This window comes from Lysobacter firmicutimachus (genome assembly GCF_037027445.1).
In the GTDB taxonomy this organism is placed as follows: Bacteria; Pseudomonadota; Gammaproteobacteria; order Xanthomonadales; family Xanthomonadaceae; genus Lysobacter; species Lysobacter firmicutimachus.
In genome coordinates, this window is record NZ_JBANDL010000002.1 from 1,958,963 (window position 1) to 1,979,261 (window position 20,299).

At 69.0% G+C, this 20,299-nt stretch carries 14 protein-coding genes; 12 read left to right on the forward strand and 2 right to left on the reverse strand.

Annotated elements, in window-relative coordinates; translation table 11 throughout:
• Positions 1-55: 55 nt before the first annotated feature.
• The 8 genes from V2J18_RS08645 (at position 56) to V2J18_RS08680 (ending at position 9,446) form a co-directional block, all read left to right on the forward strand.
• Complete coding sequence (locus V2J18_RS08645) at positions 56-1,147, forward strand: acetylornithine deacetylase (RefSeq protein WP_336131551.1); 1,092 nt, start codon at positions 56-58, stop codon at positions 1,145-1,147.
• Entirely contained in the window at positions 1,147-2,475 is a 1,329-nt protein-coding gene (locus V2J18_RS08650) for an acetylglutamate kinase (RefSeq protein WP_336131552.1), read from the forward strand. Before V2J18_RS08645 ends, V2J18_RS08650 begins: the two co-directional genes overlap by 1 nt.
• Positions 2,475-3,101: a GNAT family N-acetyltransferase gene (locus tag V2J18_RS08655; RefSeq protein WP_336131553.1), complete on the forward strand. Its 627-nt coding sequence runs from the start codon at positions 2,475-2,477 to the stop codon at positions 3,099-3,101. Before V2J18_RS08650 ends, V2J18_RS08655 begins: the two co-directional genes overlap by 1 nt.
• Positions 3,094-4,059: an N-acetyl-gamma-glutamyl-phosphate reductase gene (gene argC, locus V2J18_RS08660; protein WP_336131554.1), complete on the forward strand. Its 966-nt coding sequence runs from the start codon at positions 3,094-3,096 to the stop codon at positions 4,057-4,059. Before V2J18_RS08655 ends, argC begins: the two co-directional genes overlap by 8 nt.
• A 186-nt stretch (positions 4,060-4,245) precedes the next feature.
• Positions 4,246-5,577, forward strand: a complete 1,332-nt coding sequence (gene proS, locus V2J18_RS08665; RefSeq protein ID WP_336131555.1) for a proline--tRNA ligase — start codon at positions 4,246-4,248, stop codon at positions 5,575-5,577.
• A 106-nt stretch (positions 5,578-5,683) separates the two neighbouring features.
• A complete protein-coding gene (argH, locus tag V2J18_RS08670; protein ID WP_336131556.1) occupies positions 5,684-6,973 on the forward strand; it encodes an argininosuccinate lyase in 1,290 nt (429 codons plus the stop codon).
• A complete protein-coding gene (gene proB, locus V2J18_RS08675) occupies positions 6,970-8,181 on the forward strand; it encodes a glutamate 5-kinase (protein WP_336131557.1) in 1,212 nt (403 codons plus the stop codon). The genes argH and proB overlap by 4 nt, the downstream gene beginning before the upstream one ends.
• Positions 8,178-9,446: a glutamate-5-semialdehyde dehydrogenase gene (locus V2J18_RS08680; protein WP_336131558.1), complete on the forward strand. Its 1,269-nt coding sequence runs from the start codon at positions 8,178-8,180 to the stop codon at positions 9,444-9,446. The genes proB and V2J18_RS08680 overlap by 4 nt, the downstream gene beginning before the upstream one ends.
• 760 nt (positions 9,447-10,206) lie before the next feature.
• On the opposite strand, the gene V2J18_RS08685 is transcribed toward V2J18_RS08680, so the two are convergent.
• Both V2J18_RS08685 and V2J18_RS08690 read right to left on the reverse strand, forming a co-directional pair.
• The gene (locus tag V2J18_RS08685; RefSeq protein WP_336131559.1) at positions 10,207-11,037 is read right to left on the reverse strand and encodes a S1 family peptidase; all 831 of its coding nucleotides are present in this window, start codon (positions 11,035-11,037) and stop codon (positions 10,207-10,209) included.
• A gap of 318 nt (positions 11,038-11,355) precedes the next feature.
• On the reverse strand, positions 11,356-12,909 hold the full coding sequence (locus V2J18_RS08690) for an amidase (RefSeq protein ID WP_336131560.1): 1,554 nt from the start codon (positions 12,907-12,909) through the stop codon (positions 11,356-11,358).
• Between the two features lie 276 nt (positions 12,910-13,185).
• Here V2J18_RS08690 and V2J18_RS08695 point away from each other — a divergent pair, with 276 nt between their 5' ends.
• The 4 genes from V2J18_RS08695 (at position 13,186) to V2J18_RS08710 (ending at position 20,292) form a co-directional block, all read left to right on the forward strand.
• Complete coding sequence (locus V2J18_RS08695; protein WP_336131561.1) at positions 13,186-13,605, forward strand: H-NS histone family protein; 420 nt, start codon at positions 13,186-13,188, stop codon at positions 13,603-13,605.
• Positions 13,606-13,618: 13 nt separating this feature from the next.
• On the forward strand, positions 13,619-14,806 hold the full coding sequence (locus V2J18_RS08700; RefSeq protein ID WP_336131562.1) for an alpha/beta fold hydrolase: 1,188 nt from the start codon (positions 13,619-13,621) through the stop codon (positions 14,804-14,806).
• Positions 14,807-15,287: 481 nt separating this feature from the next.
• Positions 15,288-19,118, forward strand: a complete 3,831-nt coding sequence (locus V2J18_RS08705) for a non-ribosomal peptide synthetase (RefSeq protein WP_336131563.1) — start codon at positions 15,288-15,290, stop codon at positions 19,116-19,118.
• Positions 19,119-19,215: 97 nt separating this feature from the next.
• A complete protein-coding gene (locus tag V2J18_RS08710) occupies positions 19,216-20,292 on the forward strand; it encodes a flavin-containing monooxygenase (RefSeq protein ID WP_336131564.1) in 1,077 nt (358 codons plus the stop codon).
• Positions 20,293-20,299 lie beyond the last annotated feature (7 nt).

The following is a 20,299-nucleotide window of genomic DNA, read 5'->3' on the forward strand; positions in this document are numbered from 1 at the left end:
GCAGCGACGATATTGCGGCGACGCACCCCACCGACTCCCCAACGACCCGCCGACCATGCTCCCCGAAGTCCTAACCCATCTGCAGGCCCTGGTCTCCTACGACACCCGCAATCCGCCGCGGGACATCGGTACCGACGGCATCTTCGATTATCTGCGCAGCCAACTGCCGGGATTCCGCATCGAAGTGACCGATCACGGCGCCGGCGCGGTGTCGATGTTGGCCGTGCGCGGCAACCCGCGCCGGCTGTTCAACGTCCATCTCGACACGGTGCCGTCGTCGGAAGCCTGGAGCGCGGATCCGCACGTGTTGCGGGTGACCGAAGACCGCGCGATCGGCCTGGGCGCCTGCGACATCAAGGGCGCGGCGGCCGGATTGCTGGCCGCCGCGGCCGTTGTCGACGGCGACGCCGCGTTCCTGTTCTCGACCGACGAGGAGGCCAACGACGCGCGTTGCATCGCTGGCTTCCTCAGCACTGCGCACGGTTTCTCGGACGTGCTGGTGGCCGAGCCGACCATGAATGAGGCGGTGCTGGCGCATCGCGGCATCAGCTCGGTGCTGCTGAAGTTCCGCGGCGTCGCCGGGCATGCCTCCGGCGCCAACGCGATGCAGGCCAGCGCGTTGCATCAGGCGATCCGCTGGGGCGGCAAGGCCCTGGACTACGTCGAGGCGCAGGCGCACCAGCGCTTCGGCGGTCTGACCGGGCTGCGCTTCAACATCGGCCGGGTCGAAGGCGGGATCAAGGCCAACATGATCGCGCCCAGCGCGGAACTGCGTTTCGGCTTTCGTCCGCTGCCCTCGCAGCCGATCGACGACCTGCACGAAACCTTCGGCACCCTGGTCGACGCCGGCGCGATCGAGCGCTACGAGGAAACCTTCCGCGGTCCGCCGTTGCCGGCCGGCGGCGTCGCCGATGCCGAACATCGCCGGCTGGAAGCGCGCGACCTGGCCGACGCGCTCGATCTGCCGATCGGCAACGCGGTCGATTTCTGGACCGAAGCCTCGCTGTTCTCGGCCGCCGGCCTGACCGCGATCGTCTACGGCCCGGGCCATATCGCCCAGGCCCATACCGCCGACGAATGGGTCGCGCTGGAACAACTGCAAGGCTACGCGCAGAGCGTGGCGCGCGTCATCGGGAGCAAGGCGTAATGAGCGTTTCCATGGACAACCACCTGCAGACCCGCCAGACCATCGTGCGGCTGCTGTCGAGCATGGCCAGCGCCAAGGAGATCTCGCAGTACCTCAAGCGTTTTTCCCAGCTCGATTCCAAGCGCTTCGCGGTGGTCAAGGTCGGCGGCGCGGTGCTGCGCGACGACCTGGCCGCACTGACCTCGTCGCTGGCCTTCCTGCAGGACGTCGGCCTGACCCCGATCGTGATCCACGGCGCCGGCCCGCAGCTCGACGAAGAACTGTCCGCGGCCGGCATCGTCAAGCAGACCGTCAACGGTCTGCGAGTGACCTCGCCGGAGGCGCTGGCGATCGTGCGCCGCGTGTTCCAGGCGCAGAACCTCAAGCTGGTCGAAGCGCTGCAGGCCGGCGACGGCCGCGCGACCTCGATCATCTCCGGCGTGTTCGAGGCCGAATACCTGGACCGCGATACCTACGGCCTGGTCGGCGAGGTCAAGAAGGTCAACCTGGCGCCGATCGAGGCCAGCCTGCAGGCCGGCTCGATTCCGGTCATCGCCAGCCTCGGCGAAACCGCCGGCGGGCAGATCCTCAACGTCAACGCCGACTTCGCCGCCAACGAGCTGGTGCAGGTGTTGCAACCGTACAAGATCGTGTTCCTGACCGGCACCGGCGGCCTGCTCGACGACAACGGCAAGGTGATCGACTCGATCAATCTGTCGACCGAGTACGAGCACCTGATCGAGCAGCCGTGGATCAACGGCGGCATGAAGGTCAAGATCGAGCAGATCAAGGACTTGCTGGACAAGCTGCCGCTGACCTCGTCGGTGTCGATCACCAAGCCGGCCGAACTGGCCAAGGAACTGTTCACTCACAAGGGCTCGGGCACGCTGGTCCGGCGCGGCGAACGCGTGCTGCAGGCCGCGCGCTGGGACGAGCTCGACCTGGAACGCCTGCGCGGCCTGATCGATTCGGCCTTCGGGCGCAAGCTGGTCGCAGGTTATTTCGAAAACACCCGGCTCAAGCAGGCCTACGTCAGCGAGAACTATCGCGCCGCGATCGTGCTGATCGAGGCCGACGGCCGCACCTACCTGGACAAGTTCGCGGTGCTCGACGACGCCCAGGGCGAAGGCCTGGGGCGGGCGGTATGGCAGGTCATGCGCGAGCAGAATCCGAGCGTGTTCTGGCGCTCGCGCCACGGCAATCCGGTCAACCCGTTCTATTACTCCGAATCCGACGGTTGCCTAAAGCAGGAGAAGTGGAAGGTGTTCTGGTACGGCATGCACGGCTTCGACGAAATCGCCGCCTGTGTCGAGTGCGCCGGGCGGCGCACGCCGACCCTGGAGGACTGATGGACGCGCAAGGCAGTGCGTGGACCCAGCAACCGCGGCTGAGCGGGGAGCACGTCGTCCTGGAACCGCTGTGCCGCGCGCACGGCGACGGTCTGCGCGCGGCCCTGGCCGGCGGCGAACTGGCCCAGGCCTGGTACACCAACGTGCCGGCGCCGGAGGGCGTGGACGGTTACATCGACGCCGCCCTGGCGATGCGCGACCGCGGCGTCGCCTGGCCGTTCGCCGTGCTCGATGCGCGCGGCGAAGTAGTCGGCAGCACCCGCTATTACGACATGGACGCGGCGGTGCCGCGGGTCCAGATCGGCTATACCTTCTATGCGCCGCGGGTGCAGCGCACCGGCCTGAACACCCAGGCCAAGCTGCTGTTGCTCGGCCACGCCTTCGAAACCCTGGGCTGTATCGCGATAGGCTTCGAGACGAGCTGGTTCAATCAGGCTTCGCGCGCCGCGATCGCGCGCCTGGGCGCCAAGCAGGACGGCGTGCTGCGCAATCACCGCCGGCACGCCGACGGCAGTCCCCGCGACACGGTCGCATTCTCGATCATCGATACGGAGTGGCTGGCGGTGAAGCGCAATCTGCATTACAAGCTGGACCGACACGCAAGCGGAGCCGCAACCCATGGCTAAGACCTTAGGCATCGTCGGCGCGCGCGGCCACGTCGGCGCCGACCTGATCCGGCTGATCGCCGGCCATCCCGAGTTCGAGTTGGCCTTCGTGTCCTCGCGCGAACTCGACGGCCAGCGCCTGGCCGACCACATCCCCGAATACGCGGCCAAGAACCCGGATCTGCGCTACAGCTCGCCGGCGCACGAACAGTTGCCGGCGCTGGGCGCCGACGCGGTGGTGCTGGCCCTGCCCAACGGCAAGGCCGCCGCCTGCGTGGCCGCGTTCGACGCCGTCGGCGCCGAACCGGTGATCGTCGACCTGTCGGCGGACTATCGCTTCGACGATCACTGGTACTACGGCCTGCCCGAGCTGACCCGCGGCGATTATCACGGCCAGCGCCGGATCAGCAACCCGGGCTGCTACGCCAGCGCGATGCAGCTGGCGATCGCGCCGCTGCTGAACGTGCTGGAAGGCGCGGTGCAGTGCTTCGGCGTGTCCGGATACTCCGGCGCCGGCACCACGCCCTCGGACAAGAACGACCCCGACAAGCTGCGCGACAACCTGATGCCGTACGCGCTGACCGGGCATCTGCACGAGCGCGAGGTCACTCGCCACCTCGGCCATCCGGTCGAGTTCATGCCGCACGTGGCGCCGCATTTCCGCGGTCTCACCGTAACCTCGAACCTGCACCTGTCGCGCCGGTTCGAGCGCGAAGAGCTGGTCGAGCACTATCACCGCCATTACGACGGCGAGCCGATGGTGCGGGTGCTGGACGAGGCGCCCTGGGTCAGCCGCATCGCCGGCCGGCACCATGTGGAAATCGGCGGCTTCTCGGTATCCGAAGACGGTCGCCGGGTGGTGGTGGTGTCGACCCTGGACAACCTGCTCAAGGGCGCGGCGACGCAGGCGCTGCAGAACCTCAACCTGGCCTTCGGCCTGGACGAACTGACCGGCATCGACGCGCACCCGCGACCGTGACGCTTCCGTTGTTTCCCCCTCGAGAAAAGGGGGCAGGGGATTTGCTGTCGCCGTTGCTCTGAACGCAGGGCAAAAGCGGGCACAAAGGCCAAGGCAAGTCCCCCTTGACCTCCCTTTCCAAAAAGGGGCGTCCGGTAGGAGGGATTCGTTGGTTGGATGGGTTGCAGCGTTCGGAGTGAAGCCGCCATGCGTCTGTCGCGTTATTTCTTGCCCGCGTTGAAGGAAAACCCCGCCGAGGCGCAGATCGCCTCGCACCGGCTGATGCTGCGCGCCGGACTGATCCGGCAGGAAGCCGCCGGCATCTACACCTGGCTGCCGGCCGGCCTGCGCGTGCTGCGCAAGATCGAGGCCGTCGTCCGCGACGAGCTGGACCGCGCCGGCGCGCTGGAATTGCTGATGCCGACCTTGCAGTTGGCCGACCTGTGGCGCGAAAGCGGCCGCTACGAAGCCTACGGGCCGGAAATGCTGCGCATCCGCGACCGCCACGAGCGCGAACTGCTGTACGGGCCGACCAACGAGGACATGATCACCGCGATCTTCCGCGCGCATGTGAAGTCCTACCGCGCGTTGCCGATGAACCTGTACCAGTTGCAGTGGAAGTTCCGCGACGAGCAGCGCCCGCGCTTCGGCGTGCTGCGCGGGCGCGAGTTCCTGATGAAGGATGCGTACTCGTTCGATCTCGACGAGGCCGGGGCGCGCCGCAGCTACCGGCGCATGTTCGTCGCCTACCTGCGCATCTTCGCCCGGCTCGGCATCCGCGCGATTCCGATGCGCGCCGAGACCGGGCCGATCGGCGGCGACCTGTCGCACGAGTTCCTGGTCCTGGCGCCGTCGGGCGAGTCGGCGGTGTATTGCGACCGCGGCATGCTCGAATTGCCGATCCCAGGCGACGACATCGATTACGACGGCGACCTGGAGCCGATCGTGCGCCAGTGGAGCTCGCTCTACGCCGCGACCGAAGACGTGCACGACATCGAGCGCTTCGAGCGAGACGTGCCGGCCGAACGGCGGGTGCAGGCGCGCGGGATCGAAGTCGGCCAGGTGTTCTATTTCGGCACCAAATACTCGCAGCCGATGAAGGCCGCGGTGACCGGCGCCGACGGCGCCGAGCGCGCCATCCACGGCGGCTCCTACGGCATCGGCGTGTCGCGCCTGGTCGGCGCCATCGTCGAGGCCGGTTGCGACGAAGCCGGCATTGTCTGGCCCGAGCCGGTGGCGCCGTTCCGGGTCGGCCTGATCGATCTCGATCCGGCCGATGCGACGGTCTCTGCGGCTTGCGAATACCTGTACGCGCAACTCCAGGCGCGCGGCGTGGACGTGCTGCTCGACGACACCGGCGAGCGCGCCGGGGTCAAATTCGCACACATGGACCTGCTCGGTCCGCCCTGGCAGATTGTGGTCGGCCGGCGCGGACTGGAGCGCGGCGTCGTCGAACTCAAGCGTCGCGCGACCGGCGAGCGGACGGAGCTGACGCAGGAGGACGCTCTGGCCCGTTTGTCCATGCGCAGGAACGAGTGAGGCGGAACGAGCGGCGGTCGCCGCCGCCTTCTGTTGCCGAATTCTCTTTCGCCTCTGTTTCCCCGTTTTCCCGATTCTCTTTCCCGATTCCAGCGAGCCGTCCCCCATGTCCGATCTGCTTTGGCAAAAACCCGGCGTCAAGGTCGACGCGCGGATCCAGAACTTCCTCGCCGGCGAGGACGTGATTCTCGACCGCGAGTTCTTCCTGTTCGACATCCAGGCCAGCCGCGCCCATGCGCAGGGCCTGCAGCAGATCGGCATCCTCAACGCAGACGAGCTCGAGGGGTTGTCGCGCGAGCTGGACGTGCTGGCCGAAGATTTCCGCGCCGGCCGCTTCGTGCTCGACGAGCGCTACGAGGACGGCCATTCGGCGATCGAAGGCCGGTTGATCGAACGGCTCGGCGATGCCGGCCGCAAGATCCACACCGGCCGCAGTCGCAACGACCAGATCCTGGTCGCCACCCGGTTGTGGCTGAAGGACCGGCTGAGCCGCGTCTACGCGCTGTGTCGGGAGACGGCCGAAGTCGCCCTGGCGCGCGCCGAGGCCGAGGCCGGCTTGCCGCTGCCGGGCTACACCCATCTGCAACGCGCGATGGTCTCCAGCGCCGGCATGTGGTGGGGCGCCTGGGCCGAGGGCTTCATCGACAACGCCGTGCGGGCGCGCCAGACCCTGGACTGGGTCGACGCCAATCCGCTCGGCAGTGCCGCGGGCTACGGCATCAACCTGCCGCTGGCGCGCGAACACACCACCCAGGCGCTGGGCTTCGGCCGACTGCAGCTGATCGCCACCTACGCCCAGCTTTCGCGCGGCAAGTTCGAACTCGGCGCGATCGATGCGCTGTCGACCGCATTGCTCGACTTGCGCCGCCTGGCCTGGGACCTGAGCCTGTTCACCAGCGCCGAATTCGGCTTCGTCGCCTTGCCGGCCGAATACACCACCGGCAGTTCGATCATGCCCAACAAGCGCAACCCCGACGTGATCGAGCTGATGCGCGCCAGCTACGCCGCCGTCGCCGCCGCGCGCACCGAGATCGAACATCTGCTGTCGCTGCCTTCGGGCTACCACCGCGACCTGCAGTTCTCCAAGGGCGCCATCTTTCACGCCTTCGGCCGCGGCCTGGGCGCGCTGGAGCTGCTGCCCGACCTGCTGCGCAACCTGGAATGGAAGGCCGAACGCCTGCGCGCGGCGCTGGAGCCATCGATGTACGCCACCGACCTCGCCGTCGATCTGGCCCGCCAGGGCCTGCCGTTCCGCGACGCCTACAAGCAGGCCGCCGACCCGGCGCGCTGGGCCGAGGGCGATCCGGAGGCCAGCCTGCGCGCGCGGGTGTCGCCGGGCGCGGCGGGCGATCTGCGCCTGGATGCCCTGCGCGCGCGCCTGAAGGAGCTGACATGAGCGCCGCGGCAAAGGATTTCGCCGCGCAGCCTTTGCCGCCCTGGCGCCGCGCCGTGCTCAAGGTCGGCAGCAGCCTGCTGGCCGGCTTCGAGGGCGGCGGCCTCGACCCGCGCTACGCCGCCGGCCTGGCGCGTTTCATCGAAAGCGCGCGCGAACAGCAGCGCGAAGTGGTGCTGGTGTCCTCCGGCGCGGTCGCGGCCGGGCGCAGCCGCATCCACACCGGCGGCGACGGCCTGGTGCTGCGCCAGGCGCTGGCCTCGCTGGGCCAAGCCTCGCTGATCGCGTTCTGGCAGCAGCTGTCCGGCGTGCCGGTGGCGCAGGTGCTGCTGACCCACGACGACCTGCGCAACCGTCGCCGCTACCTCAATGCGCGCGCTTCGCTGCGCGAATTGCTGCGCCTGGGCGCGTTGCCGGTCATCAACGAGAACGACACCGTCGCGGTCGACGAACTCAAGCTCGGCGACAACGACAACCTGGCTGCGGCGGTGGCGTCGCTGGTCGACGCCGACCTGCTGCTGATCGCCACCGACATCGGCGGTTTGTACAGCGGTCACCCGCAGCGCGATCCGACCGCGCGGCCGATCGGCCACGTGGCGACGGTGACGCCGGAACTGCTGGTCACCGCCAGCGGCGGCGCCGGCGCGCTCGGCACCGGCGGCATGCGCACCAAGCTCGAAGCGGCGGCCAAGGCCGCCACCGCCGGAATCGCCACCGCGCTGTTCTGCGGCCGCGACGCCGAGGTGGTCGCGGCATTGGCCCAGGACCGCCTGCACGGCACCCTGGTCGCTGCGCACAGCGACCGCCTGCGCGCTCGCAAGCAATGGCTGCGCCACGCGCCCGCCAGCGGCAGCCTGCACATCGACGCCGGCGCGGCCAACGCGCTGCGCGTGCGCGGCGCCTCGTTGCTGCCGGGCGGGGTGGTCGCGGTCGAGGGCGAGTTCCGCCGCGGCGACGTGGTCGAGCTGCGCGTGGCGGCGGACGGTGAGGCGATCGGGCGCGGGTTGGTGCAGTACAACTCGGTCGAGCTGGGGCGGATCAAGGGCCGCCACAGTCGCGACATCGAGGCGGTGCTCGGCTTCCGCTACGGCGAGTCGGTGGTGCACCGCGACGATCTGGTGATGCTGGGCGGGCGCACGCCGGCGGAGGTCGGCGCGATCGCGGCCGACCCCACCGGTGCGGTCGCCGCCAACGAGAGGAACAGGGCATGAGCGGTTACGTACGCACCTTGGCCGAGCGCGCCCGCGCGGCATCGCTGATTCTGGCCGCACTCGACGGTGCCGAGCGCGCCGCCCTGATCGCGGCGATGGCGGGGCAGCTGGACGCACGAAGCGCGAGCATCCTGGCCGCCAACGCCGAAGACGTGAGCCGCGGCGAAGCCGCCGGCCTCGGCGCGGCCATGCTCGACCGCCTGCGCCTGGACCCGCAGCGCCTGGCGGCCATCGCCGACGCGCTGCGCGAAGTGGCCGCGCAAGCCGACCCGCTCGACGGCGTCACCCGCAGCGAAACCCGCCCGAACGGATTGGTGATCGAACGCAAGCGGGTGCCGCTGGGCCTGATCGCGATGATCTACGAATCGCGGCCCAACGTGACCGCCGACGCCGCCGCGCTATGCCTGAAAGCCGGCAACGCCGTGCTGCTGCGCGGCGGCTCGGAAGCGCGCGCCAGCAACGCCGCGATTGCCGCCGCCCTGCACGCGGCGCTGCGCGAACGCGGCTTGCCGGAAGCGGCGGTGTCGTTGATCGACGACACCGCGCGCGAGCACGTGCTGGAGCTGCTGCAGCTGTCGGATCTGATCGATCTGGCGATCCCGCGCGGCGGCGAAAGCCTGATCCGCTTCGTCGCCGAACATGCGCGCGTGCCGGTCGTCAAGCACTACAAAGGCGTCTGCCACCTTTACGTGGACCGCGCCGCCGATCCCGCGCTGGCGCTGGACCTGCTGGTCGACGGCAAGGCCTCGCGCCCGGGCGTGTGCAATGCGCTGGAAACCCTGCTGGTGCATCGCGACATCGCCGACGCCTTCCTGCCGCAAGCGCTGGCCGCCCTGGCCGCGCGCGGCGTGGAAGTGCGCGGCTGCGAGCGCGTGCGCGCCTATGCGCCGGACCTGGCCGTCGCGGACGACGCCGACTACGCCGCCGAGTACCTCGACCTGATCATCGCCGCGCGCGTGGTCGACGATCTCGATCAGGCCCTGGTGCATATCGCGCAGTACGGCTCCGACCACACCGAAGTGATCGCCACCGCCGACCCGGCCGCCGCCGAGGCCTTCGTCCGCCGCACCCGCAGCTCGGCGGTGATGGTCAACGCCTCCTCGCGCTTCAACGACGGCGGGCAACTCGGCCTCGGCGCCGAGATCGGCATTTCGACCACGCGCTTGCATGCCTACGGCCCGATGGGCGTCGAATCGCTGACCATCGAACGCTTCGTCGTGCGCGGGGCAGGGCAGGTCCGCCATCCCGAGTCGCAGCATCGCTGACGCCGGGGCCTCGTGTAAGCCCTTATAGGAGCGGCGCAAGCCGCGACCGCAGGGCGTCCAGATCGCGCCGCAGGCCGGGTTTCGTGGTCGCGGCTTACGCCGCTCCTACAGGCGAGGATTCAAAAAACGCAGCGCCGCCTGGCCCCTTGTAGGAGCGGCGCAAGCCGCGATCGCAGCGCGTCCAGATCGCGCCGCAGGCCGGGTTTCGTGGTCGCGGCTTACGCCGCTCCTACAGGCGAGGATTCAAAAAACGCAGCGACGCCTGGCCCCTTGTAGGAGCGGCGCAAGCCGCGATCGCAGCGCGTCCAGATCGCGTCGCAGGCCGGGTTTCGTGGTCGCGGCTTACGCCGCTCCTACAGGCGAGAATCCAGAAAACGCAGCGACCTGGCCCCCTTGTAGGAGCGGCGTAAGCCGCGACCGCAGGGCGTCCAGATCGTGCCGCAGGCCAGGTTTCGCAGTCGCGGCTCGCGCCGCTCCTACAGGCGAGGATTCAAAAAACGCAGCGCCACCTGGCCTCGTGTAGGAGCGGCGCAAGCCGCGACCGCAGGGCGTCCAGATCGTGCCGCACACCAGGTTTCGCAGTCGCGGCTCGCGCCGCTCCTACAGGCGAGGATCAAAAAAGCGCAGCGCCACCTGGCCTCGTGTAGGAGCGGCGTAAGCCGCGACCGCAGGGCGTCCAGATCGCGCCGCACGCCAGGTTTCGTGGTCGCGGCTTGCGCCGCTCCTGCAAACGGCGATCCATCTGACTCCCACCACCGCCTCAACGCCCAGCGGATTTGCCGGAATCCCCGCCCGTCGCCATCGTCTCTTCCATCCAGCGCGCGTAGTTCCCCAGCCGCACGCCGTAACTGATCTCGCCGTACCGGCCCGGGCGCAGTTCCGTGCCCTCGACCTGGCCGCGCTTCCAGGCCGCGACCCCGGCGACCTGCCATTGCTTGCCTACCGCGACCAGGATCGGCCCGCCGCTGTCCCCGCTACCGGTCGACGCCTCCAAGGGCAGCGCCTTCGGCGGTGCGTCGAAGGCGTATCCGATCCACCGAGTTTCCGACACGCTGATCCGGTTGTAGCCCTGGCGCAGTTCGGTCCGATTCGGTCCACGCAACGAATGGCCCGTCGAACCCGTCCCCGTGGCGCCGCGTCCCATGATCCGGACGAGCTTCCCCAAGGCCGAACCCCGGTAGATGCGCACAGGGGCGATATCGCGAACCGGCGCGGACAGCTCGATCAAGGCGATGTCGTCGGACGTAGCGGCGAACGCGAAGAACGCGTCCCAATCGCCCGATTTCAGTGCGGCGTCGATCATCGCCTGAGGCGGCTGTTTGTAGCCCGGATGGACGACGATGCGGCGCACCGCACGAGGCGTGCCGCCCACGTCCACCGTATCCACGGCATGCTGCCAGCTCACGGCATGGGCGGCGGTCACGACCCACTGCGGCGCGATAAGCACCCCATGGCCCTCGCCGGGCATGTCCGCCAGCGCCGGGAACTCGGAGGCCGCCATGCGATAGCGCAGATCCGGGACATCGTCGCGAACGACGACCGCGCCGGCGCCGGACGAGACCAGCAGGAGCAGCAGGGCGGCAGCACGCATGCGCAACATCCGTCGTCGGAAACCGCCATTGTCGGGCCCCAGGCGCGGCGTTGGCTATAGGCCGGTCGCGCGACACCGGGCCGCACCCCTGGTAGGAGCGGCGTAAGCCGCGACCGTGGGGCTTCAAGCTCGCGCCGCAGGCCGGACCTCCCCTATGGGCGCCCGTGCTCAGCCGACCGCGCAATCAGCAGCAGAACGGCGGCGGCCGCGGCAAGACACCGATGGGCTGTGCGCAGGCGGCGCTCGCCGCAGAGCCATCGCGGGCGAACCCGCGGCGCATGTCCGATCTCGCCCCTTGCGGGCGCCAGGTCGCGGATATCAGGCGCCGAATCCCGGCGGCGCGCGAAAACCACCAAGCGCTTGCGCGATCAATCGGGCGACTTCGATGGTGGTCCGGTCGCCATACTCCGGGCCGATGATCTGCAGGCCGATGGGAAGGCCGTCGCGCGATAGTCCGCTGGGAAACGCCGTGCTCGGCAGATAGGCGACGCTCGCCAGGCCGACCCAGAAGTAGTGCTCGTAATGCGAAGTGCGCACCGCGTCGACGTCGAGAATTCTCTCGGGCTTGGGCCGGTGATCGTGTGGGTACGCCGTCGTCGCGGAAATCGGGCATATCACGACATCCCAGTCGCCGAAGAAGGCGCGCCAGCTCAGCCGGCAGCGCGTGCGCGCCTCGTCGCGATCGGACCAGTCGCGATGGTCCAGCGCTCGCGCACGCATCAATATCGCCAGCGGCGATTCGTCGCTCGCATCGAACTGCGCGGCCGTTCTCCGGTTGTCGCGATGGTAGTCGTCCGGAAGACCGACGAGCCCAGCCGATCCCAACAGACTCAGGTAGGTAACGTACGAGTCCTTCGCGGAGAAGTCGGGGCGCGCCAGATCGGACACTGCCGCGCCAGCCCGGGCCAAGGCGTCTCCGACCTCCTGCACGCGATCCGATATCTCGACCGAGGTCGGCGCGAAATCCTGCCTGGGCCAGATCGCCACGCGCAGGCCGCGTAGCGTGTGCGTCTTCGGCGGCGGAAGCTCCAGTCTCCAGCCCGGCGATCGAAACCGGTCGGCGCCGGCTACGGCGTCCAGCGTCAACGCCAGATCCTCCGCGCTTCGCCCCATCGGCCCGACGACATTCAGATCCTGGGCGGATACGACGCCCAAAGGATGGTGGCCCTGCGTTGGAACGATGCCGTAGGTCGGCTTGTGCCCATACACGCCACAGAAGTGGGCCGGGTTCCGGATCGAACCGCCGATATCGGAACCGAATTCCAGGCCGCTCAGGCCGGCCGCCAGCGCAGCGGCCGATCCGCCGGACGATCCGCCCGGCGACCTCGCCGTGTCCCAGGGGTTGTGGGTGGTGCCGTAAACCTCGTTGTAACTCTGCCAATCGCCGAGCCGCAGCGCGACGTTGGTTTTGCCGATGACATGGGCGCCGGCCGCCTTCAACCGCTCGACTACCGCGGCGTCGTTCAAGGCGAGACGATCCCGTTGCTCCGGCACGCCCCACGTCGTCGCCAAGCCGGACACGTCGAAGGATTCCTTGACCGTCATCGGCACGCCGTGCAGCGGACCCAACCGCTGTCCGCGGGCGACAGACGCATCGGCCCGCTTCGCCGCTTCCAGGGCGCGCTCGAAATCCCTCACCACGACGGCATTCAACGCTTTATCGAATGTCTCGATGCGTTCGATGTAGTGTCGAGTGAGTTCGAACGAACTGATTTCCTTGCGCCGAATCCGTCGCGCCAGATCGGCCGCCGACGAAAAGGCCGACTCGTCCGACGCGAGGCCGGTGTCGATCGGGGGCAGGGTAGGGTCGCAGGGCGAAACCGCAGCCCCGTCCGGCGCCGTGAGCAAGTCAGGCCTGGAAATCGGATTCATAATGGCCCCGGCCGTAGGTCGGCAGCGCTCGATCACGGGCCTGTCGGCCCTGATTCACGCCTGCTAATCCCGCTGGGCCGGAATTCTAGCGGAAACCCAAGTGCCCGTAACGAGTCGCGCCGTGCCCCTGTGGGGAAAATCCCGGCCGATATCTGTGCCAGGAGTGGGGCGGGGGGCCGCACGCAGCCGGCCGCAGCTCCAGCGCGGAGCGCATTGCCGCGGCCCATCGGGGATATTGCTTGACAGACCGATAGCCGGGGCCGGACCCTCTGCGGCATGAAAATCGATATCGAAACGCTCAGCCTGGCGCAACTGGAGTCCCTGTTGATCGCCGCGGAACGGCGCAAGCGCTTGCTCTCCAGCCGCCGCTCCATCGCCTCGGTACGTCGCAAAGTGATCGCGCTCGCCGCTCAGCACGGTTACACGATCGAGGAACTCTACGGGGACAAGCCGGTGGCCGCGGCGGCGGTCAAGAAGCGGACGACACGGCGAAAGACGGGCAAGGTGGCTCCCAAGTACCGCGACCCGGACAACAAGCGCAACACCTGGTCGGGCCGCGGGCGGATGCCGCGATGGCTGGCCCAGAAGACCAAGCACGGCCGCAGCGCCACCGACTTCCTGATCCCCGGCCTGGCCAAGCCCACCGCAAGCAAGAGCAGTTCGATAGGCCGACGGACGCTGATCAAGCAGCGCTGACGCCGCAGCCCGGGTGCGCGGGAAGGCTGAGGAGCGCCTGGCGCGCTGCGATCGGTGTGCGCAACGGCGAGTACGCCCGCGCCAGGCACCGCCATCCGGCGGTCTATACTCTGTTCGCATCGGGGCCCCGGGCATCGGCTATGCGAACAGCTTCAGCGTCGCCTTCATTTCAAAGCGCTGTACCGGCGGAATCGGCGCCGATGCCCCGCCATCCGACGCTCCGCTTCCGATACCTCGCGCGCGGGCACCGGGAAAGCGTTTCGACGACGCGCCACGGTTGCGCGAGCTGTCGCCCATGAGCGCGATCGACCGCTTCCCCGCACTGGGCGCCTGGCGGGATGCCGGCGAATTCGTCACCGTCCGCGGCCGTCGCATCTACTGCCGTCGCGACGGAGCGGGGCCGCGACTGCTGCTGATTCACGGCTTCCCGACCAGCAGCCTGGATTGGGCGCCGATATGGCCGATGCTGACCTCGCGCTTCGAGGTGCTGACCTTCGATCTGCTGGGCCTGGGGTTTTCCGCCAAGCCTCGCGGCCATCGTTACCGCGTGAGCGAGCAGGCGGATCTGGCCGAAGCGGTCGCGCATCATTACGGCTGGAACGCCGCCTTCGTACTCGCCCACGATTATGGCGATACGGTGGCGCAGGAATTGCTCGCCCGAAGCGATCAGAACCCCGCGCACGCCGCGTTGCGCGTCCTGCGCTTGTGCCTGCTCAACGGCGGATTGTTTCCGGAAACCCATCGCGCTCGACTGATCCAGCGTTTGCTCGCTTCGCCGCTCGGGCCTGGGTTGGTCGGGTTGATGAGCCGCCGCAGCTTCGCGCGCAGCCTCAACGCGTTGTTCTCGCCTGCTCGCCCGCTCGGCGAGACGGCTATCGACGAATACTGGGCGTTGCTGCAGCACGAACAAGGCCTGCACGCGGTGCCGTCGCTGCTCGGGTACATGGCCGAACGCCGGCGCGAACGAAGCCGCTGGGTCGGTGCGCTGCAAACGACCGAGACCCCTTTGCGCCTGATTTGCGGCGCGCTCGATCCGGTCAGCGGATTGCACATGTCCCAACGCTATCGGCAACTCGTTCCGCGCGCGGATGTCGTGCTGCTGGACGATGTCGGCCATTTCCCGCAGCTGGAAGACCCGGACAGCGTCTTCGCCGCGGCCGCAGCCTTCTTCATCGGCGACGACGAACGGACCGGCGGGTAAGGCGGTTCCGCATTTTTCGAACACGCGGCGCCGATTCGCTGCGTTCGATCGATCCGAAATCGTGCCCGCGCAGCAGGGCAGGGGGCGGCGATCGCATAGGCATCGATCGCGTCGTGCCGACGGCCTGCGCCGTGTATTTTCCGATAGGCCGGACGGCGACTGGACGCCGAGTAAAACCGAACTCCGGCGGTCGATAACGAAGAAACGCGCGATGCGTCGGACGCGGGCGTCGAGCGCAGATCGCTGCCACCGGCATGCCGCGAGTCGATTCATCGCTGGCCGGTCGCGGGCGGTTTGCCCGTATGCAGCAGGGGGTCGGCACCGATTGCCGAAAGTGCAAGCGAAGCAGCGTAACCGCGGTTTTTCCCCTGCACTGTGAAGCGCTTCCGAATTTTTCCGGAAGTCGGTTGACGCCCCTGGGGGCCGGATGTAGTGTCCGGCCGAAGGACGAATTGGCTGTAGGGCAAGGAGAATTGTGCTCGTGAGCGCGCCCTCGTACGACGGGACCATCGCAGTGCCGGACGCCAGTCCCGGTCACGCCGACTTCCCTCTGACGGACATGCAACGCCTGCTGGTCGTCAGTGCCTCCGACGGCATGGAATATGCGCTGCATCCGCACCTCTACTTCGAGGTGGAGCGTCCCGGCCTGGACATCGATCGATTCGTTTCCGCGATCGCGCGCGTGATCGAGCGACACCGGCGCAACATCGTCGCCGTGACGCCGGAGCTGCGGCTGCGGCAGGTCGAAGAGGCGAGCGCGCCTCGCGTATCGGTCTGGGACCTGCGCGGGCTTTCCGAATTGGGAACACGCCAGGGGCTGATGCAGATCCGGCATCGGATGTCGCACCAGCCGCTGCCCATGGATCGCTGGCCGTGGCTCGACTTCCAGCTCACACGCTACGGCGACAGCGATGTCCGGCTGCACGTCAATTTCAGCAATCTGTTTCTCGATCAGTTTTCCGGGCTGCGCCTGCTGTCCGAGATCGAGCAGTACTACGCAAACCCGGATGTCGAACTTCCCGCCGACCAAGTGGGGATCGCGGAGGTGTCGCTCGCGCTGGCGCAGCGCCACGAGGCGGCCGATCGGGCGCGCGCCTATTGGACCGATCGCGTAGCGACGCTGCCGGCTCCGCCCGAACTGCCGCTCGTGCGCCTGCATGGAAACCCGGGCTTGAACCGGCGCCGGCTGGTGATCGACGCGGCGACCTGGGCCGCCTTCACCGCCGGCGTCGCCTTGCACGGCATGAGCCCGGTGACGGCCTTGCTCGCGGTGTACGGCGAGATCGTCGCCCGTTTCAGCGGGTCGCGCCATTTCATTCTCAATCAGATGATCACGCGCCGCCTGCTCAGGCGGATTCCGGGCGCCGAGTCGGTGCTCGGCAATCTCGGCGCGATCTATCCGCTCGAATTCGATTGGCGCGGTGCGGCCTCGCTGCTGGAACGGGCCCGCCGCCTGCAGGCGACCATCATCGGCGATCTCGGACGCACCGACTGGTCGGGGGTCGATGTGCTCGAGGCCTTGAACGCGCGCCACCATTCGCAAGGCCGGGCCGCGTGCCCGTTCGTGGTCTCGTCGGGCTTGGCCGGCGGGCCGCAGGAAGCGTTCGGCTACAGCAAGCTGGCGACGCCGCAAGTGTTGCTCGATCACCAGTTCTTCGCGCTTCGCGGCGACCGGGTCGAAATCGTCTGGGATGTCGTGGAAGCCGCGTTCCCGCCGGGTTTCATCGATGCGCTGTGCCATGCGCACGAAGCGCTGATCCGCAGCCTGGCCGCCGACCCGCAGGCGTGGACCGCGACGACCGCGCTGGTGGCGGCCCGCAGCCCGGCATCGCCGGTGGAAACCGGCCCGGCACGGCCGTTGCCGACGGGCCGCCTGTCGGACGGATTAAAGGCCGGAGCACGCGTCGCGCCGGAGCATCCGGCTGTCGTCTGCGGCGAGGAGGCGCTGAGCTATGGCGAACTGGCCGCGGCCGCCGAATCGTTGGCGAAGGTGTTGTGCGCCCACGGCGTCCGCCCCGGCGATCGGGTCGCGATCGTGCTGGCCAAGGGGGTTCCGCAGACGATCGCGGTCTATGCGGCCCTGCTCGCCGGTGCCGCGTACGTGCCGATCGATCCCGCGTGGCCGCAGCGGCGGATCGAGCAACTGGTGAACGACATCGGCGCGGCGGCCATCCTCGGCACCGAGGCGGGCCAATGCCCGGGCGTGCCCGTCATCGCGGTCCGCGGCCAGGCAGCGGCTGTCGCAGCGGCGGCCTGCGCCGGCACGCAGTTGCCTGCCGACCTCGATCCTTCCGCGCTGGCCTACGTCATCTACACCTCCGGCTCGACCGGGCAACCCAAGGGCGTCGCACTCGATCACCGCGGGCCGGTCAACACCATTCTCGACGTCAACGGCGAGTTCGGCATCGTTGCCGAAGACGTGCTGTTCGGCGTGTCCTCGCTGTCGTTCGACCTGTCGGTGTACGACATCTTCGGTGCGGCGATGGCGGGCGCGACGCTGGTGCTGCCCGATCCCGCCGACCACAGCCCGCACGCCTGGCTGGCGGCGATGGTCGAACGAGGCGTCACGGTGTGGAATTCGGCGCCTCCCTTGATGCAGCTGCTGGTCGACGTCGCGCGCGCCGAGGGCGTGCAGTTGCCCGCGCTGCGCCTGGTGATGCTGTCCGGCGACTGGATTTCGCTGTCCCTGCCCGACGACATCCGGGCGATCGCGCCGAATGCGAAGGTGGTGAGCCTGGGCGGCGCGACCGAGGCCTCGATCTGGTCGATCTGGTATCCCATCGATGCGGTAGACCCCAAGTGGCGCAGCATCCCCTACGGGCGGCCGATGGCGAACCAACCCTGGTACGTCCTCGACGAGCAGGGCCATGAGACGCCGACTTGGACCACCGGTCAGCTGCATATCGGCGGCGTCGGTCTCGCCCAGGGCTATTGGGGCGACCCGGGTAAAACCGCGGCGGCGTTCGTAACGCACCCGGCCACGGGCGAGCGCATCTACCGCACCGGCGACCTCGGCCGCTTGCTGCCCGACGGCAACATCGAGCTGATCGGGCGCATCGATGCGCAATGCAAGATCCAGGGGCATCGGGTCGAACCCGGCGAAGTCGAGCACGTGTTGGCGGCCGATCCGCGGGTCAAGGACGCCGTCGTGCTGGTGGCCGGCGAGGCCAAGCAGAAGCAGCTGCGCGCGTTCGTGGTGCTGCACGAAGCGGCAGGCCCCAGCGAAGGCGAGTCCATCCGCGCCAGCCTGGTGGACCGGCTGCCCAGCTATCTGGTCCCGGCGCAGATCACGGTCGTGGCGAGCCTGCCGGTCACCTCGAACGGCAAGCTCGACCGCGGCGCGCTGCTCGCGCTCGCCGAACCCGCCGCCGAAGCCGGTGTGGACTATGTCGCGCCGCGCACCGAGCTGGAGCGCACGATCGTCGCGGTGTGGAAAGAAGTGCTGGGCGTCGAGACCATCGGCGTCGAAGACGATTTCTTCAACCTCGGCGGGCAGTCGTTCACCGCATTGCGTGCGGTCGCCGCGCTTCGCTCGAAAACCAAGCTCAACCTGTCTCTCGGCGGGCTGATCGAGTCGCGCACCGTCGCGCGCCTGGCCAGCCTGATGACCGGGCAGCGGCTGTCCAACGCCCTGGTGCCGCTGCACCCCGGCGCCGGGCCGGCGCTGTTCATGGTGCATCCGGCCGGCGGATCGGTCGCGGCTTACCGCGACCTGGCGCGCGATCTGGACCGCGCCAGTTTCGGGCTCGCGGCGAGCGAGCCGCTGCCCGGCACCGTGGAAGCGCTGGCGCAGGGGTATGTGGCCGCGGTCCGCGCCGCGGCGCCGGGCCCGTACACGATCTCCGGCTGGTCGTCGGGGGCGGTGATCGCGCTGGAGATGACCGCGCAGCTCGAGGCGGCGGGGGAAAAGGTGGCGCAGTTGATCGTGCTCGATGCGCCCGCGCCGACCGATCCGCCGCCCGGCCCGGTCGACGACGGCACCTTGCAGGACTGGTTCCGCGAGGACACCGCCGGCGCCGACCTGCTGGCCACCGAGCTGCATCATGTCTATCCGGTGTTCGCGCAGATCGTGAATGCCTGCCGCAGCTATCAGCCGCCGGTGGTGGCGGCGGACGTCGCGCTGATCCGGGCCCGCGACGGGCGGGTCAGCGAGTATGCGGAGCATCCGCACGAGGCCGTGGGCGATTGGGGCTGGTCGTCGCGCACCCGCGGCAGGGTGGCCACGCGGGTGGTCGCCGGCACCCACCATAGCCTGTTCAGTCCGCAGCACCGCGCCGACGTGGTGGCCGCCGTTCGGGAGCTCGCCCGATGATGCGCCTGCGCGATGACGGCTTGCCGTTGAACCTTCGCCTGTCCCTGCCGACGCCATCGGCGCCGGTGCCCGTTCGTGCGGGTGTCGTGGAGTGATCATGTCCAGTTCGAGCGCATCTTCCGACAGCAGCGAACTCCCCGCCGACATCGACGTCGTCGTGATCGGCGCAGGACAGGCCGGCCTCGCCGTCGGCCAGACGCTCAAGCAAGCGGGCGTGAACTTCGTCATTCTCGACGCCGCGAACGAACTCGGCGTGTCCTGGATCAATCGCTGGGATTCCTTGCAGCTGTTCACGTCCGCGCGGTTTTGCGGTCTGCCCGGGCTGCCGTTCCCCGGCGATCCGGACCGATACCCGGCCAAGGACGAAGTGCCGCACTACTTCCGGACCTACGCCGCGACGTTCGAGCTGCCGGTGCATCTCGGCCAGCGGGTGGTTTCGGTGCAGCGCTCCGACGGCGGCTTCGCGGTGACCACGTCGACCGGCCGCATCAGCGCGCGCCAGGTCGTCGCCGCGGTCGGCGCGTTCCAGACGCCGGTCGTCCCCGAGTTTTCCCGGCGGCTTGCGCCGTCGGTCACCCAGCTGCATTCGCACGCGTACCGCAATCCCGAGCAGCTCCCCGCCGGCAAGGTCGCGGTCGTCGGCTCGGCCAACTCGGGCCTGCAGATCGCCACCGAGCTGTCGCACAGTCGCGAGGTGGTGGTTTGCCGAGGCCGCAAGCAGCCGCGGCTGCCGCAGCGGATACTCGGGCGCGATGCGTTCTGGTGGTTGTCCAAGTCCGGCCTCCTGCGCCTGCCGACCAACACGCCCCTGGCGCGGCGCTTGGCGATGCCCGATCCGGTCGTCGGCACGAAGATCGACGAGCTCGCGCGCAGTGTCGGTTTCGCCGAGCGGGCGGTGGACGCCGATGGCGCGCAGTTGGTCACCGCCGACGGCCAGCGGATCGAGGCATCGACCGTGCTGTGGGCCACCGGCTACCGCAACGACTGGTCCTGGCTGAGCCCCGAACTGCGCGGCGCGGACGGCCAGCCCGAGCACAATGCGGGCATCGGCGCGTCCGGCCTGCACTTCGTCGGCCTGTACCGGATGCGCAACCGCGGCTCGGCGCTGCTGGGCTTCGTCGGCCGCGACGCGCAACGCGTCGGCGCGGCCGTCGCGCGCCGCGCCCGGCGCTGAGCCGCAA

Bases quoted from the DNA above. Each gene is read 5' to 3' on its own strand.
- V2J18_RS08695 (WP_336131561.1), top strand. From the start codon at position 13,186: ATGAAAATCGATATCGAAACGCTCAGCCTGGCGCAACTGGAGTCCCTG.
- V2J18_RS08650 (WP_336131552.1), top strand. From the start codon at position 1,147: ATGAGCGTTTCCATGGACAACCACCTGCAGACCCGCCAGACCATCGTG.
- V2J18_RS08680 (WP_336131558.1), top strand. From the start codon at position 8,178: ATGAGCGGTTACGTACGCACCTTGGCCGAGCGCGCCCGCGCGGCATCG.
- V2J18_RS08685 (WP_336131559.1), bottom strand. From the start codon at position 11,037: ATGCGTGCTGCCGCCCTGCTGCTCCTGCTGGTCTCGTCCGGCGCCGGC.
- V2J18_RS08645 (WP_336131551.1), top strand. From the start codon at position 56: ATGCTCCCCGAAGTCCTAACCCATCTGCAGGCCCTGGTCTCCTACGAC.
- V2J18_RS08655 (WP_336131553.1), top strand. From the start codon at position 2,475: ATGGACGCGCAAGGCAGTGCGTGGACCCAGCAACCGCGGCTGAGCGGG.
- proB (WP_336131557.1), top strand. From the start codon at position 6,970: ATGAGCGCCGCGGCAAAGGATTTCGCCGCGCAGCCTTTGCCGCCCTGG.
- proS (WP_336131555.1), top strand. From the start codon at position 4,246: ATGCGTCTGTCGCGTTATTTCTTGCCCGCGTTGAAGGAAAACCCCGCC.
- V2J18_RS08710 (WP_336131564.1), top strand. From the start codon at position 19,216: ATGTCCAGTTCGAGCGCATCTTCCGACAGCAGCGAACTCCCCGCCGAC.
- V2J18_RS08690 (WP_336131560.1), bottom strand. From the start codon at position 12,909: ATGAATCCGATTTCCAGGCCTGACTTGCTCACGGCGCCGGACGGGGCT.
- argH (WP_336131556.1), top strand. From the start codon at position 5,684: ATGTCCGATCTGCTTTGGCAAAAACCCGGCGTCAAGGTCGACGCGCGG.
- argC (WP_336131554.1), top strand. From the start codon at position 3,094: ATGGCTAAGACCTTAGGCATCGTCGGCGCGCGCGGCCACGTCGGCGCC.